This window comes from Paenibacillus chitinolyticus NBRC 15660 (assembly GCF_000739915.1).
GTDB classification, from domain to species: domain Bacteria; phylum Bacillota; class Bacilli; order Paenibacillales; family NBRC-103111; genus Paenibacillus_F; species Paenibacillus_F chitinolyticus.
This window is the reverse complement of the sequence record NZ_BBJT01000001.1, coordinates 341,844-357,924: the sequence shown is the minus strand read 5'-3', so window position 1 is coordinate 357,924 and position 16,081 is coordinate 341,844. Positions and strand designations below refer to the sequence as shown.

Below are 16,081 nucleotides of genomic sequence, written 5' to 3'. Positions count from 1 at the left end.
GGCTTTACTGGAAGGCGGATCTATTTGTCTTCCAGACCTGTGTTGCTGGCATGCAGTAGTAACGATACGGTGTATATGGAGACTGATAGGGCAGGGAGAGCCCATCTGGAGTGAACATAATGCAATGTCGTAAGGAGCGGGAGAGATTTGCGCGGGCGCCCAGACATCCGTTTCATGGCAGCGAGTGGGACGTGCGGTTGCGCACATCGATTTTTCGAAGATAAAGGAGAGGACGAGCGGAACATGAATGTGAAAGTGTATACGTTAAATGCGTTTGTGAAAGGGGAGCGTGGTGGTAACCCAGCAGGCGTTGTTTTGGAGGGCGGCCTTTCGCTGTGTGCTGCCGAAATGCAGCTTATAGCGAAGGAATTGGGCTTTTCGGAGACGGCATTTATGGAAAAATCCCTGTTTGCCGATTACAAAATCCGCTATTTCACCCCCGCCAGTGAAGTTGATCTGTGCGGACATGCCACGATTGCTGCATTTGGACTAATGCATTCGCTGGGTTTGGCAAAGGAAGGGACCTCCTATAAGATAGAGACCAAGGCAGGGATTTTGGATGTTGATATTAGCTCTGAGGGTCTTGTTTATTTGTCACAAGCCTTACCACAATTTCTTGAAAGGATATCCTGTGAGGAAATCGCCCCATCTTTGGGGATGGATGCCGAGGATCTGGAAACCGGATTGCCCATCCAGATTGTTTCGACGGGGCTGCGGGACATTTTGATCCCGATCCGCAGCAGGAAGCTCTTGAATGAAGTTCAGCCAAATTTTGACACTATAACCGCCATCAGCGAAAAATATGATGTGGTTGGATATCATCTGTTCACGATGGATACTCCAGATGGTGCTGCTGCGGAATGCCGGAATTTTGCGCCGCTGTACGATATTCCCGAGGAGAGCGCGACAGGAACATCCAACGGTGCCCTGCTCAGCTATTTGTACCAACATGGCCAACTATCTTTGCGGGAAGTGGAGCACGTCATGTTCAGGCAAGGGTATTCGATGAATTGTCCTTCTGAAATTAAGGTAGGATTGCGCATGAGCGAGAGCGGTGAAATCAACCAGGTTCGGGTTGGCGGTGCAGTGGCTGGTATTGAACGAAGACATATCACGATATAAGTAACAGGCTGTTTGCAGCTACTGTCCCTCACGGGGCAACGGGCTTATTCTGTTACTGGCGAGGCTAGATAGTGAGGATGCTTGCGTGAGGAAAAAGATGTCTGCAAGACCGTTGAAAAAGCTACCCACCCAAGTTATAACATCAAGTAACTTGTTTACTTGGGAGGAATTTAAAATGGTCGCATTGGCTGAGCGGCTGTACTTTGATTATCCCTATGTTGGGGGGATTCTCGATGAGATCGCCCAATCCTACGAACATGAAGCAAGATGGCAAGATTCCGAAGCAAATATCTCAAAGAGACTTCGCGATTGAGTATTGTCTTTATGATGGGCTTCTGCAGTTTTTAGAGTCACAAAACGATGCGGTAAAATAATAGATGTCGGATGATAAGAACCTACATCAGTTAGTGACTGCATTTCTTGTCATTTAACGATATAACGATATATGTTCTTGTCATATCATTAGGTAGGTAGTAGTGTAATGTCAGATGACAAGAACATACATGCTTAAAAGTCGCGTAGCAGCGGCTTTTTTTATTTTAACGATATAAGTTCTTGTCACAAGTCAGTGACAAGAACTTATATCGTTTGCCGTATTGGGACAAGAACATATATTGTTTCCCGTAATTGAAAATGATTCTCAAATAAATATCCTAATCTTCTTTATGACAATCGTGATTTTAGCGCCCGTACGAAGGCCATTAGTACTGCAAAAACTAAGCGAAAAGAAGACACTTCAGCTGTAACTCCGTTATTGCCTGAAATAAGGGCAGAGGGGCATATTAGATGGAATCAGGTGAGCCGGCTACGTGAAGCTTACCGTAAGGCCATTATGAATGTTAGAGAGCAGCGTTTTGCAGTTCCAATACAATTTCATTACGATGAAAGGGGAGGGTTATACTGGATTCCTTACGGGAAATTTTAATCATTGTGGCCGATGGAAGTATTTTTCATCCTATGAGAAACCCATAAAACATTAATTTTAGACCTAGTGTATATTGTATATATTCCAAGTGCTAGTGAGAATCGCCTTAATGATCCTATTTCAAATTCTCTTTCAGTTCCCGTTGTTGAAGTTACTATCCCTGCTACATCTGAATTAATTAATCCAAATGTTCCAATTCATAAGTTGTCCATTATTCCTCCTACAGGTTTAAATCCAGGTGGATTCACACCTTTTGGAGAAGATGCTCCAACAGGAAATACAGCGACAAACTTAGCTGACAATGACTATAACTATTCAGTAGATAAATTGGGATATAAAGTATACACGAACGCATTCTTCACCGGAGTAAGCAAAATGAGGGTCTCAATTAACAATTTCAAGCAGCTGAGTGGAGTTGCTACAGGAAAAAACATCACCATCACCCTTTATAAAAGCAACGGAAGTGCTGTTTCTAGTACTACTTTAGATATGTCTGCTACTACTGCGGATTACACAAATTTCTCAGGTCTTGATACAAATACGAGGTATTATGTTTTGTTCTCAACAAAAACCAATGACAACACATACTCCTTTAACGGAACAATCAGTAAAGGTTAAGGATTATCCTATTTTAAAAAGCTACGACCTCTAAATAGGAGGCTGTAGCTTTTTACTTTTTTGGATGTCTATCATTTATATATATGTAACAAATGACTTGGGTGTTGAGATGAAGATTAAGAGTAGAACCGAATTAAGGACAGAATCTTACTCATAAAAGAAGGATACTGGCATATACAATTGACCCCCTTTAGAACGATCTGGCCAATAATAAAGTTAAACATTTTATATGGTATTGGTGGACTGGATTATTAAATTTAATTGCCAACATAATTTTATTTGTACCTATGGGTTTCTTGATAGCATTACTTTTGCCAAAGGCTAACTTTTTGAAGGCATTTGTATACTTACTTGGAATAGTTTTGTCTATAGAAATATACTCGGGGACAAAAGACGAAAAAAATAAGTTAAGCGTTTAGCAGAAAAAGATAGAATAGACAAATGTAGGATGTCAAGAATATGGGACGATTGATTACCGCGTAAACCGCGGTTTTTTTATTTTATAGGAACATATTCTTGTCAATTGTAATTGTCAAGAATATGTTCCTATTGCCGATTAGGTCCAAGAATATGTTCCTATTGCCCAAGCTGACAAATTGTCTTATGAGCAGTTCAAAATGTCGCGGATGAATTAATTACTTTTCACTATCGTTTTGAGGACAAACATGTTTAAGCGGCCGTTTCTCAACGACCGCTTTCTCATTAAGAATATATCTTCTCTAAAGCTGAACGTTAAGCAGGCTTAGAATTCAATCTAAACGGATCTGTTGAGCTTTCTGTTCAGCCTCATCAATGGAGCTTAAAGACGAATGAGATTGATTGAACAAAAATAGGTAGCCCATGAATTAATGTCGTTAACATACCCGTCGAATGAATGGAGCAGGAAGTTGATGGGACGGCACCGTCGAAGCTGGAGGCAGCCAAGATCATGTTTTATATTAGATCAAGAGGATATCTCCAGACATAGACAAACAAGAGATGCAATTTCTAGTATCGCTTGGATAAAGTGGGGTCTGTAAAAATCTGGATGATAATTTAAACGGGATACGAATATTGACATTTGTAGTAGCCGATGTTAAGATTCGACTATAAAAATTGAGGAGGATTGCGATCTATGATTCCACGTATTTGGTAAGCACACGATAAAAAAGCTTTTTTCCACGAGTGTGGGCTTTTTTGAGTTGCTTATCTTTACGTTTGAGGACATCGATTGCGATCTCTACGGCTTTCTTTACTGTGCCTTGTTTCGCTATGTCCAATTGTGTAATTCAAGCAGACCAAAGCCCCTATGCGGACTTGGGTCTGTTTTTTTATTGTCTTGAATCCAACTATAAAAGGAGTCGTAACGATGCGAGGCATACATCTGTACTTTTTTATTTAATCCTTTCTAAGCAAATCGCGGGTTAGCCTGCGATCGGAAAAACGGAAACTGCGATTTTCGAAGGAGGATTAAGTATGTTATTGATAAAAGCGACGGATATTCATGTGGAATTTTTTGGGCGCGACGTGCTTGATATCGAGCAGTTGGAGTTGTATGAGTTTGATCGAATCGGTCTGGTTGGCGCCAACGGAGCTGGAAAAAGTACATTGCTCAAAGCGTTGCTAGGCAAAATCCCTTTGCAGCATGGCAAGATTGCAAGGGAGGGGACGTTTACCTATATTCCCCAATTGGAAGAGGCGGTTACCCAAGATGTACAGGATCACGCTTTAGCGGGCAAGTTAGGCGTCAGTCAGGTACATGTGGACACAATGAGCGGCGGGGAAGAGACGCGGTTAAAAATTGCACAGGCACTGTCGGGAGAGGTGCATGGCATTTTTGCCAACGAACCGATATCCCATCTTGATCGTGAAAGCATCGACTTCCTCGTAAACCGGCTTAAACATTATTCGGGGGCGCTGCTCATTATTAGTCATGACCGTTACTTCCTGGATCAGGTCGTAGATAAGATCTGGGAGCTTAAAGAAGGGAAGATCACCGAATACTGGGGTGGTTATACCGACTATTTGGCCCAAAAAGAAGAAGAACGAAATAGCCAGGCTGCCGAATATCAACAATATATAGTTGAACGAGAACGGCTAGAACAGAATATTGAGGAAAAGAAAAGTCAAGCCAGAAAGCTTGATCAACAGTCAAAAGGAGCAGATAGAAAAAACAGGACGAATAGTGGCGGACGACTCGGCCATCAGAAATCCCAAGGCAGCAAGCAGCAGAAGCTTCATAACGCAGTCAAAAATATGGAACGGCGAATCGAAGTGCTGGGCGTAGTCACTGCGCCTGAAACCATACGGAATGTTCAATTTCGGCTTAGTAAAGCACTTGTATTGCACAATCCATTTCCAGTGGTCGGAAACGAAATCAGTAAATGGTTCGGAGACAAGGTGATATTTGACAATGTATCCTTCCATTTCCCCCTCGGGGGCAAAATTGCAATAACCGGCGCTAATGGGGCCGGAAAAACCACTTTATTCAACATGATTCGCGATCAGGAGAGCGGTATTAAGTTATCGCTCAAAGCGGAAATCGGCTATTTTGTTCAAACCGGTTACAAATTCGATCGGAATCAGAATGTAATGGCATTCATGCAGGAGGACTGTGAATACCAGGTTTAAGACATTCGAGCGGTACTTGCATCCTTGGGGTTCACTCACCAAGATGTTCGCAAAGAACTATCCGTATTAAGCGGCGGTGAAATCATAAAGCTACAGTTAGCCAAATTGTTGCTTGGACGCTACAACATCCTGCTTATGGACGAACCGAGTAACTTTTTAGATATTCCCGCCTTGGAGGCACTTGAGACCATGATGCGAAATTATCTAGGCACAATCGTATTTATATCACACGATGCCCGTCTGCTCGAGAGTGTCGCCGATCAGATATATGAGGTGAGTGATGGCCGGCTTGTACGATTGAAGTAATGTATAAGTAAGGTGATCCAAAAGAACGAAAATAGGAGGTACAAAAACTTCATGCTTATGCAATGGAAACAGAAGTTCGCATTCATCTTCAGCGGGCAAATTTTCTCGATTCTAACATCATCTATGGTTCAGTTTTCAATCATCTGGCATTTGACAGAGACGACCGGGTCGGCTAGCGTACTGATGATTGCTGGTCTTGCCGGGTTCCTGCCTCAAGCGCTCTTAGGCCCATCCATTGGCGTCTGGCTTGACCGATGGAATCGTAAACTTACAATGATCGTTTCTGACAGCGTTATAGCCGTTTCCAGTTTGGTATTAGGCGCCTATTACTTATGGGGTGAACCAAGTTTATGGGTCGTGTACGCAATACTATTTATTCGATCGATAGCTTCATCCTTCCATGCCCCTTCGTTCCAAGCCGCGATCCCACTCGTCGCGCCGGAAGAACAATTAACCAGGGTGGCTGGCTGGAATCAGTTAGTGTTCTCCGCATCCAGCGTACTCGGTCCAGCGCTCGGAATAGCGGTATACTCGGCTACTTCACTAGGAACGGTATTGCTCTTGGATGTGATTGGTGCTTTAATTGCAAATCTTATGCTCCTATTGGTCACTATTCATCAACCGAAGCCGGAGAAATTACCCACGTCTTCATTCCGCAGGGAGTTTACTCTTGGTTGGAAAGCATTCCTTTCTGAAAAGTCCATTGTCACGATTACGATCGCAATGGCGATCTTTAGCGTTGTTTTTATGCCGTTGGCGATGCTGTTTCCCCTGATGACACTGTCTTATTTCGGCCGCGGGGGATATAGCGCCAGCTTGATTGAGGCAGTATTCGGAATTGGCATGATCCTTGGCGGCGCACTGTTGTCGGTTTTTGCTTCTAAGTGGAAGGATTCCACTTATATGAGCCTGAGCTTGGTCGCGATTGGGTTGGCCTGCGTCCTGAGTGGGGTAGTAGGGAGCGATGCGTTTCTTGCGTTTATCTTCCTATCCTTGCTTATGGGTGCGGCAGCGCCTTTGTTCAATGGTCCTTACATGGCGATGATTCAGAAGTCATACGAGCCTGAAATATTGGGGCGTGTGCTCTCATTTGTCACGAGCATTGGACTATTGTCTTCCCCGATCGGACTCGCTTTGGCGGGACCGGTTGCCGACCGATTCGGGGTTCAAGTTTGGTTTTTCTGGTCAGGGATTGTCATGGCCTTGATCGGAATTTTTATATTTGTCAAGTTTTATGGTATAAGTAAAGAAGAAAAGTAACACATCGGTCAGTGATTAAATGAGTAGCGAGTACTTATTAGTAGAATCAATTTGTTGAGCTATCGGCGAGCGATAATTGAATGTACACAGCGGCAGCCAATCATGTAATCATCCAGTATGAAGTTGAAAGGCACGAATTCCGAGACACATTCTAAAACGCCAAAACACAACAAACAAGGACAAGGACAAGATCCACGGAGATCTTGTTCCTTGTTCTAATTTAGAATGTATATTGATACAAATTCACCAAATCAATTTGTATACTGAAACGAACCTACTCGTTAAAATAGACGAAACTACGACAGAGTCAACATCGGGGGGGTTATGTGTAGGATGTCAAGAATATGGGCCGATTGAATACCGCGTAAATCGCGGTTTTTTTGTTTTATAGGAACATATCCTTGTCATTTCCAAATGTCAAGAATATGTATCTATTGTCGATATGATCCAAGAGCATGTTCCTATAGTCGATGTTGACACTTATTCTTGTTACCAGTTCAAAGTATGCCGACGCGCTAGGAAGAATTACGTACTGGGGCGAGTGGTTTCGCACGGTATGGATGAAACAGTCGGCATCAGGTCTAATTTTTTTAATCGCCAGCTTACTTTGAGAAACTCCAGAAGCTGCCTTGAAACTCTTTAACGTACATGGGCAAGGTATGCCTACAACTCATGTAATGTTTGCGCTGCACAAACTCTCCAGCGACCAAGTCCAGCAACTTGATTTATTTGATAATCGAACAAAATATTTGAACTAGAGAAGTACAGACGTCATAAAGGACATCTTTGGTGACATGGCAATCATAAGGGCATCTTCGATACTTGATGCTGGTGAAGCTCGAGAGAGGGCAGGACAGATCTGAGGATATTACAAATGAGTAAACTCGATGGGAACGAGCGATGGTAAACGAAAATGTTGCCTACAGATAATAAAGAGCAATATGAAATGCAGATCAGCCCAAGCTTAGTGGAAGGTCAACTCCAGATGATCTCGTCATGATACGGGATTTATATTATGTACCCCCAGATGATTAAGATGGTTCAAAAGATAGGAGCAAGCAGGACTATGAATCGAAATGGTTATAAATACGTCAGTATTCCCTTTGGGAAAATCGCTTGCTTTTTCCGATAACATAGAGTTTTGAATCTGACAAATCTCGAATAGGGTGCAAAACGAATCTTTACAACGCGGCCATACAATAATATAGTAAGTATTGTAGTTCATTTGTATATACAAACGAAATGAGATCTAGCTTTTAGACTATCTACCAATAAAGGATAAAGAATTTCGTTGAGAGAAAATCTGTATAGCTAGCAAATTGAAAAAATTCAGAGAGGAGAGGTTGAATTGTTATGCAGACACCTAATTCCGATTATTTGCTGAGTAACTGCCTTTATTTTACCGTTTCCAGGTTCGCAAGACAGATGGAAAAGCTGGCTGAGGAAGCATTTGCATCAATAGATATTCCGCCTTCATACACTTATTTGATCATTACACTCAATGATTATCCTGGAATTACGCAAAAAGAGCTATGTGAAAAGTTGACGATTGCTCCTTCAACAAGCACTAGATTCATTGATAAGCTTGTTCAGCGTAACTTTGTGGAAAGAAAGCCCGACGGCAAACATATTTTGATTTACTTAACAGATGAGGGGAAATCTTTATGTAAAGAAATTTATGAGAACTTGAATAAAATTTATTTGCGGCACTCAGAAATATTGGATAAAAAGCATAGCCAACAGTTGATTCACTTACTTCATGAAGCAAGCCAATTAATGGAAAAAAATAAATAGGAGAGTGCTAGTTATGGGATTATTGAAGAATCGAGTTGTTCTAGTGACAGGTGCAGGAACCGGTTTAGGCAGAGAAACGGCCATTCAATTGGCGGCCGAAGGAGCAGAGATTGTACTAACAGGAAGACGTATGGAAAAATTACAGGAAGTAGCAGAGGTGATTGAGCAGGCTGGTGGACGATCCCTTGTATTTTCAGTGGATGTAACGAATGCAGAAGAGGTTAACAGAATGCGTGATCAATTAATCGCTCAATTGGGCCGGGTTGACGTCTTAATCAATAACGTGGGGGGGACTGGGGATTACAGTACAGTCCATGACATGACGATTTCGTTATGGGATCATACGATTCGTCTCAACTTATACAGCTCCTTCATTGTAACTAACGCATTTCTCCCGGTAATGAGAAAACAGCAATATGGTCGGATTGTATCGATTACCTCAGCAATGGCTAATTATGTTTACGAAGGTTTAGGGGCCTATTCGGTTGCTAAAGCTGGTTTGGAAGGATTAATGCGAACTGTCGCACTCGAAGAAGAAAAACATGGAATATTAGTCAACATGTTCGATCCAGGGAATTTGAAAACAGAGCAAAACCCTCATGGAGAAGGAGATCCAGCTACGGTTGTTGATGGAATTGTGAAGCTGGCAACTTTACCAGAGGATGGGATCAATGGTCAAGTTTTCAGAGCGAATCAATAAAACAGCATAGTATTCCTACATCTAAGGAGGATTTTATTATGAAAGCTGCCGTCATTTATGGAACTAAAGATGTGAAAATCGAGGAAGTAAACGAACCATCTGTATCAAAAAATGAAGTGAAAGTAAAAGTAAGCTGGGCCGGAATTTGTGGCAGTGATTTGCATGCGTATCATTATGGGTTAGGAATACCCATTGAACCAAATGAGCTAACTGGAGTACAGGCTCCTTTAACTCTTGGACACGAATTTGCTGGAACCGTTGTTGAAATAGGGGAAGGCGTAACGGATATAGTGGTTGGTGATCGTGTAGCGATTGAACCCTTACTATACGCTGAAGATGACGTGTATGTTCGACAAGGCCAATATAATTTGGCAAACCGATTTGCATTCATGGGAATTCAATCCAATGGTGGTTTTGCGGAATATGCAGTAATGAATGAAAGTAAGGTCCACAAACTTCCTGAAAATGTCTCTTTAGAAGAAGGAGCCCTTATAGAACCAACTGCAGTAGCCTTCCAAGCTATTCGAGAAAGTCAATTAAAAGTAGGGCAAAAAGTGGTTGTCTTTGGTGTGGGTCCTATTGGTCTATTAACAATCGTTTGTGCTAAAGCAGCTGGAGCCGCTGAAATTATTGCAGTTGATATCTCAAATGATCGTCTAGCACTGGCAAAAGAAGTTGGAGCAACTTATATCATTAATAGCATGGAAGAAAATGCAACTGAAAAAATCTTATCTCTTCATAAACATGGAGTTGACATTGCCTATGAAGCAGCGGGTGCAGAGATCACATTCACTACTGCTCTAAATGTATTGAAGAAACGTGGCCAGTTGATGGTTATTGCTGCTTTTGGTAAACCAATCTCTTTAGATGTTACTCAACATCTTTTGATGAAAGAAATCAATATAACAGCTTCTTTTGCATACTGTAACATCTTCCCTGAGGTCATTAATTTAATCGCATCAGGGAGAATGGATGTTAAGAAAGTAATCACTAAAAAAATTGCTTTAGATCACTTAGTTGAAGATGGACTTGAGTTATTGGAAAAAGATAAAAGCCATGCGAAAATACTTATTGATATAAAATAAAAATAGGAAAGTATTAAACACCGTTCGAAAACGCGAACGGTGTTTTGCATTAGGCAAACCAGATCGTTTAATTTTTATGGCCGTAGTAACATTCTGGCCAACCTAACTACTATTGTTGGTTCGAAATCGTGCATGATTACCATTAGAGATGGAAAAAAGGAAACACATGGATATACTATAAAACGGGCAGTAATATGAGAGTACTTTATTTAAGTAAGCGCTGTTTGGAGCAATAACTAAAGTTACACAAGAATCATTATCGCAAACGGAAAAAGAAGTGAACGATAATCTTTTAATTTTAAAATCTGCAGCATGCAAAAAGGAAATAATCTCTGGCAAAGATTATGGGGAAGACCTACGAACATTAACAATGGCAACAAAGATGGGATAGGATATCGATTTAAATTCCTGTTCTTGGGTGCTGTTTGATTTCGCTCTATAGATGATACTGTGAACCTTACCATAACTATTATCCGTTAACACGCGAAAAGCGGGGGGAACCGAAAACTCTAAGCCGCACCAGATTGAATAATGTAACGGGTGCTGCTGATAGGACTCGAACTACCGACTTACGCATTACGATTTCGTTAATATTTGAATCGATTGAGGTATTTTGGTATTAAAACATTTCTATTAGTAGATCCTACTTTTCAAATTATATTGTTTGAAAAGTAGACCGATACTGCCTTGGCGTCATGTCGGTTAACTTCTTGAACACCTTTGTAAAGTGGGATTGATCATAAAATTTCAACCTCGTTCCTATAGACGAAATGGTGTCATTGGTTATTTTCAGCAGCTTCTTAGCTTCGTTAATTCGTTGCTCCTGCAAGTAATTCATCAACGTCATTCCCGTTTGTTCTTTAAACAGGTTCATCAAATAATTGCTGTTCACCCCTGTAAGTTCTGATAGCTTCTCAATTGTAATTTCTTTATACAGATGATTGACCATATATTCGCAACAGATCCTGATCGGCCTGGACATGCTTTCATGCTTGCTTTTTGCAACCCGTTCCGTAAAGTCCATTACAGCCCGGGATAATACAGCCTGAACGGCCTGTACCTTATTCAGTTCCTCGATTTGCTGAATATGCCAATCGCTGAGCGTGAAAGCCAGCTCTTCATCCAGCCCTCCCTCAACAGCAGCTCTCATTGCAAATGCTACACAGCAAATCGCCAAGTTTTTTACATTTCGAAGTTGACTCTGTTTGGATAACACGCCTACGCCCGCTTGCGGAGAACTCGACCACATTTTCAACAGTTCGGTTGTATTTCCGGTACGGATCAATTCAGAGAGCTGCTTCTCGATCTCCGAGCTATGCTGGGTAATCGAAGATTCCCGCTGCTCTGATATGATCTTCTCAACATCGCTCTCAAATGTGGCAGGCCATACGTATTGACAGCTATATTGCGCCACATCTGAAATTTCTACAACTTCCTGATTAATTATCCAGTGCGCCAGAACACTAATGTGAATCAAGCGAAGACGGCTCACGATGGGCAAGTAGCTCCAATATGCTTTCCAATGGGGCAGTTCGTGATAGGGTTTTCGGTTATCTGACATAAAACCGTGGATGAGTTCATCTGGCGGCGTTTGTTCGATCGCAGGACCAATGAGGATAAATTGCTGCAGCCCCTCATTACGCTTCACGGGCAATACAATAAATTGCTCCCAAGCGTTTGTCGTCCATAGGATCGGGAGCTCTGCCATTTTTGCACTGAAAGAGTGAGTAAGCTTTTCAATTCCCATTAGAAAACCCCGATAAAATGTGTCTTGCTCTCCCGTCAGCTCCAATGGCTCGCCAATCCCGTAGCAAGTTACCGGAAGCTGAATCGATTCACGGATGATTTGGCATGATTGAGTCAAATCAAATGAAAAATGTGCTTTATTCATAATAGAATATCCTTTCATTACGTACAAATATCCTTAGTATTATACCATAATAGAAAACGATTACATGAAATAATATCTCCCGTAGAGATTTGGTGCATACAGGAGGTTATATTTTATGAAAAGAGATATTCATGCATTAATTGCTGAAATGACCCTAGAGGAAAAAGCCGGCATGTGTTCCGGTGCAGGCTTCTGGCATCTGAAGGGTATAGAACGTCTGGGCATCCCAAGCGTAATGGTGACCGACGGGCCGCACGGACTGCGTAAACAGCAAGGCGAAAGCGACCATCTTGGCGTCTTCAAAAGCTCACCTGCAACCTGCTTCCCTTCAGCGGCAGGTATGGCCAGCTCATGGAATAGGGAACTAATTGGCCAGGTCGGCGTGGCGCTTGGCGAAGAATGTCAGGCGGAGGATGTTGCCGTTCTGCTCGGGCCAGGCGGCAATATTAAACGTTCGCCATTGTGCGGACGCAACTTTGAGTACTTTTCAGAAGATCCATACCTTTCTTCGGAAATGGCAACCTATCATATTCAAGGCGTGCAAAGCCAAGGCGTAGGTACTTCACTCAAGCATTTTGCTGTCAACAATCAGGAGTACCGTCGCTTCGGCATTGATGCTATTGTAGACGAGCGGACGCTGCGGGAAATTTATCTAGCGAGCTTCGAGGGGGCGATCAAAAACGCTCAGCCATGGACCGTAATGAGCGCCTATAACAAAGTAAACGGAGCCTTCGCTTCCGAAAATGAGTATCTGCTTAATCAGGTATTGAAAGAAGAATGGGGACATGAAGGCTTCGTTGTGACGGACTGGGGTGCGAACAACGAGCGTGTAGACGGGCTTGCCGCCGGTCAAGAACTAGAGATGCCCGCAAGCGACGGAGTTAACGACCGCAAAATAGTCAAAGCTATCCAGAACGGCCAGATGTCAGAAGAAGTGCTTGACCGCGCCGTTGAACGGATTTTACGTATCATATTCAAATACGTCGACCAAAAGAAACCGAATGCCGAATTTGACTTGGACGAGCATCATCGACTTGCCCGCCACGTTGCTGGCGAAACCATGGTGCTGCTTAAAAATGAGGATCACTTGCTGCCACTGGCCAAAGGACAGAAACTGGCAGTAATCGGTTCTTTTGCGCAAAAGCCCAGATATCAAGGCGGCGGCAGTTCGCATGTCAATCCTACCCGGCTAGATATCCCGCTGGAGGAAATCAAGAAACTCGCGGACGATCCCGCTTCAGTCATTTATGCTCAGGGATATCACCTGGATCGAGATGATTCGGACGCCGCTTTAGTCGAAGAAGCGAAGCAAGCTGCCCTTGCGGCCGATGTTGTCGTTATATTTGCTGGCCTCCCCGATCGTTACGAATCCGAAGGTTACGACCGTAAACATTTGCGTATGCCTGCAAATCAGGAGCAGTTGATTGCAGAAATCTCCAAGGTACAAAGCCAAACGGTCGTTATCCTGATGAACGGTTCACCTATCGAAATGCCTTGGTTAGCCCATGCTAAATCCATTCTTGAGGCTTATCTGGGCGGTCAAGCAACTGGAGGAGCTATTGCAGATTTGTTGTTTGGGGAAGTCAATCCAAGTGGCAAACTGGCTGAGTCCTTCCCGATCAAGCTAAGTGATAATCCGTCCTTCCTCTTCTTTCCGGGTGAAGGCAACCGCGTTGAATACCGCGAGGGGATTTTTGTCGGATACCGTTATTATGATAAGAAGGAAGTCGTGCCGTTATTCCCGTTCGGACACGGTTTAAGCTACACCACCTTTGAATATTCAAATCTATATATTGACCGCAAAGAAATAAAAGATACGAATACAGTAAACGTGCAAGTCACAGTAAAAAATATAGGAACCCGCGCAGGCAAGGAAACTGTTCAGCTTTATGTCAGCGACATAGCAAGCACAGTCGTCCGCCCGGTCAAAGAGCTGAAAGGTTTCGCCAAAGTCGACCTTCAACCGAAAGAAAGCAAAACGGTAAGCTTTACGCTGGACAAGCGCTCCTTTGCTTACTACAATGTGGAGTTTAAAGACTGGCATGTGGAATCCGGTGACTTTGACATTATGATTGGCCGATCAAGCGCAGACATTGTGTTAAGTGAGAGAATTTATGTAGAGTCCTCTGTCGTTCTGAAAATAAAAGTAGACAGAAATACGCTAATAGCCGATTTATTAGGCGATCCTCAAAGAGCTCCAATTATTCAGGGACTTCTTCATAATTTACAAGAAAAAATGGACGGAATGTTTGGCGGCGATAATGTGACTCAAAGCTTGGGAGAAGGTGCGAAGGACATGGTCGCCGAGATTATGAATGTTGTTCCATTACGCATGTTGTCATTTACCAGTAAAGGGGAGATATCCGACCAATTGCTGGACAATCTTATTAGACAATTGAATGAGTGTTAAGTCATAATTGGGGGTGAATATTATGCAAACGGAGAATATCAAGTTCAGGGAGAAGCTGGGTTATGGTGTTGGCGATTTGGCGGGCAGCTTTATATGGGCAGCGTCTGGTATGTTTCTGACCTTCTTCTACACAGACGTAGTGGGCATTTCTGCTGCGGTTGTCGGAACCCTGTTGTTAGTTGCGCGTATATTCGACGCTTTCGTCGATATCGGTGTAGGAGCGCTGGTTGACAAAACCAACAGTAAATACGGCAAAGCCCGTCCTTGGCTGCTCTGGTTTGCCATACCTTATGGTATTGCTGGTGTTCTGCTATTTTCAGCCCCAGATTTGGGACCTACGGGCTCTCTTATTTACGCTTATGCCACCTATTTATTGGTGAATGTAATGTATTCAGCAGTCAATATCCCATACGGCACATTGAACTCGCTGATTACCCAGAATGCATATCAAAGATCGCTGCTGAACATCTTCCGGATGGTTAGCGCGCTAACTGGAACTCTTATTGTTATGACGATGACAATGCCGCTCGTTCAAACGTTCGGCGGCGGCAAAGGTGGCTGGTTCGGAACCTTTGCTCTATTCGGCACGCTTGCCGCCTTTCTGTTCCTCATTACATTCCGCTCTACCAAAGAGCGGGTGAAGCCTTCCGTCGTACAGAAAAATGTTCCGTTCAAGAAGAGTATCAAGGGGCTGTTCCGCAATAAATATTGGCTGCTGATGGTGATCATTATGTTAGTCTTCAACATCTCAAGCAGCGTTGGAACTGCGGTCACCATTTATTATGCCCAGTATATCTTACAGAACAAGGATTTAGTAGGATTGTTGGGGGCGGTAAGCATTTTCCCGTTATTCATCGGCTTGCTGTTTATCGCGCCTATCATTAAGAGATTCGGCAAACGAAATGCGTCGATAGGCGGATTAATCATTGTCTTGCTGGGTAGTATCTTCATGCTCATTAATCCTGAGAACCTGACGGTCATCATCATCTCGTTAATTGTTAAAGCAATCGGCAGTGTTCCGATGGTATCTTCGTTATTCGCTATGCTGGCAGACACTATAGAATATGGCGAGTGGAAAACAGGAATGCGCAATGAAGGGCTCGTATACAGTGCAGGCAGCTTCGGATCGAAGACGGGCAGTGGCATAGGTGCGGCTCTCGTCGGCTGGCTGCTCGCTCTGGGTGGCTACTTAGGCGGTCAAGATACGATCAGTGGAAATGCAAGCAATATGATCGAGTTCCTGTATATATATATGCCTATTATCTTAAATGCCATTTTGCTGTTGCTGCTTATTCCTTACAAACTAGATGAAGAATATCCGCAAATCATTGAGGATCTATCCGCAGCAAGAAACATTTAA

General features: G+C 43.0%; 10 protein-coding genes and 1 pseudogene. 10 read left to right on the top strand and 1 reads right to left on the bottom strand.

Going from position 1 to position 16,081, the window contains the following annotated elements:
- The first annotated feature begins 243 nt into the window (after positions 1–243).
- The 8 genes and pseudogenes from PCH01S_RS01485 to PCH01S_RS01460 all read left to right on the top strand — a co-directional run bounded on the left by PCH01S_RS01485 (position 244) and on the right by PCH01S_RS01460 (position 10,420).
- Positions 244–1,122 (top strand): PhzF family phenazine biosynthesis protein, encoded by an 879-nt coding sequence (locus PCH01S_RS01485; RefSeq protein WP_042226287.1) that lies wholly within the window; start codon positions 244–246, stop codon positions 1,120–1,122.
- Between the two features lie 175 nt (positions 1,123–1,297).
- The gene (locus PCH01S_RS30120) at positions 1,298–1,435 is read left to right on the top strand and encodes a hypothetical protein (protein ID WP_156972772.1); all 138 of its coding nucleotides are present in this window, start codon (positions 1,298–1,300) and stop codon (positions 1,433–1,435) included.
- Between the two features lie 678 nt (positions 1,436–2,113).
- Positions 2,114–2,665 (top strand): hypothetical protein, encoded by a 552-nt coding sequence (locus PCH01S_RS30115; RefSeq protein WP_129112498.1) that lies wholly within the window; start codon positions 2,114–2,116, stop codon positions 2,663–2,665.
- A 1,455-nt stretch (positions 2,666–4,120) separates the two neighbouring features.
- A pseudogene (abc-f, locus tag PCH01S_RS01480) lies at positions 4,121–5,581 on the top strand (ribosomal protection-like ABC-F family protein).
- A gap of 51 nt (positions 5,582–5,632) precedes the next feature.
- Entirely contained in the window at positions 5,633–6,841 is a 1,209-nt protein-coding gene (locus PCH01S_RS01475; RefSeq protein WP_042226120.1) for an MFS transporter, read from the top strand.
- A gap of 1,425 nt (positions 6,842–8,266) precedes the next feature.
- Positions 8,267–8,635 (top strand): MarR family winged helix-turn-helix transcriptional regulator, encoded by a 369-nt coding sequence (locus tag PCH01S_RS01470; protein ID WP_241688670.1) that lies wholly within the window; start codon positions 8,267–8,269, stop codon positions 8,633–8,635.
- Between the two features lie 13 nt (positions 8,636–8,648).
- Positions 8,649–9,335, top strand: coding sequence for an SDR family NAD(P)-dependent oxidoreductase (locus tag PCH01S_RS01465; RefSeq protein ID WP_042226116.1), 687 nt, complete (start codon positions 8,649–8,651; stop codon positions 9,333–9,335).
- Positions 9,336–9,373: 38 nt separating this feature from the next.
- Positions 9,374–10,420 carry a 2,3-butanediol dehydrogenase gene (locus PCH01S_RS01460; protein ID WP_042226115.1) on the top strand — a complete coding sequence of 349 codons (1,047 nt, stop codon included), beginning with the start codon at positions 9,374–9,376 and terminating at the stop codon, positions 10,418–10,420.
- A 655-nt stretch (positions 10,421–11,075) separates the two neighbouring features.
- On the opposite strand, the gene PCH01S_RS01455 is transcribed toward PCH01S_RS01460, so the two are convergent.
- Positions 11,076–12,311, bottom strand: coding sequence for a helix-turn-helix domain-containing protein (locus PCH01S_RS01455; RefSeq protein ID WP_042226112.1), 1,236 nt, complete (start codon positions 12,309–12,311; stop codon positions 11,076–11,078).
- A 115-nt stretch (positions 12,312–12,426) separates the two neighbouring features.
- Between PCH01S_RS01455 and PCH01S_RS01450 the strand changes: the two genes are divergently transcribed.
- Together PCH01S_RS01450 and PCH01S_RS01445 are read left to right on the top strand one after the other, a co-directional pair.
- Positions 12,427–14,721, top strand: coding sequence for a beta-glucosidase family protein (locus PCH01S_RS01450; RefSeq protein WP_042226110.1), 2,295 nt, complete (start codon positions 12,427–12,429; stop codon positions 14,719–14,721).
- Positions 14,722–14,743: 22 nt separating this feature from the next.
- Entirely contained in the window at positions 14,744–16,081 is a 1,338-nt protein-coding gene (locus tag PCH01S_RS01445) for an MFS transporter (RefSeq protein ID WP_042226109.1), read from the top strand.

What these genes read in the sequence shown, in the direction of transcription:
- PCH01S_RS01485 (WP_042226287.1), top strand. Translation starts at nt 244, where the DNA reads ATGAATGTGAAAGTGTATACGTTAAATGCGTTTGTGAAAGGGGAGCGT.
- PCH01S_RS30120 (WP_156972772.1), top strand. Translation starts at nt 1,298, where the DNA reads ATGGTCGCATTGGCTGAGCGGCTGTACTTTGATTATCCCTATGTTGGG.
- PCH01S_RS01475 (WP_042226120.1), top strand. Translation starts at nt 5,633, where the DNA reads ATGCTTATGCAATGGAAACAGAAGTTCGCATTCATCTTCAGCGGGCAA.
- PCH01S_RS01470 (WP_241688670.1), top strand. Translation starts at nt 8,267, where the DNA reads ATGGAAAAGCTGGCTGAGGAAGCATTTGCATCAATAGATATTCCGCCT.
- PCH01S_RS01465 (WP_042226116.1), top strand. Translation starts at nt 8,649, where the DNA reads ATGGGATTATTGAAGAATCGAGTTGTTCTAGTGACAGGTGCAGGAACC.
- PCH01S_RS01460 (WP_042226115.1), top strand. Translation starts at nt 9,374, where the DNA reads ATGAAAGCTGCCGTCATTTATGGAACTAAAGATGTGAAAATCGAGGAA.
- PCH01S_RS01455 (WP_042226112.1), bottom strand. Translation starts at nt 12,311, where the DNA reads ATGAATAAAGCACATTTTTCATTTGATTTGACTCAATCATGCCAAATC.
- PCH01S_RS01450 (WP_042226110.1), top strand. Translation starts at nt 12,427, where the DNA reads ATGAAAAGAGATATTCATGCATTAATTGCTGAAATGACCCTAGAGGAA.
- PCH01S_RS01445 (WP_042226109.1), top strand. Translation starts at nt 14,744, where the DNA reads ATGCAAACGGAGAATATCAAGTTCAGGGAGAAGCTGGGTTATGGTGTT.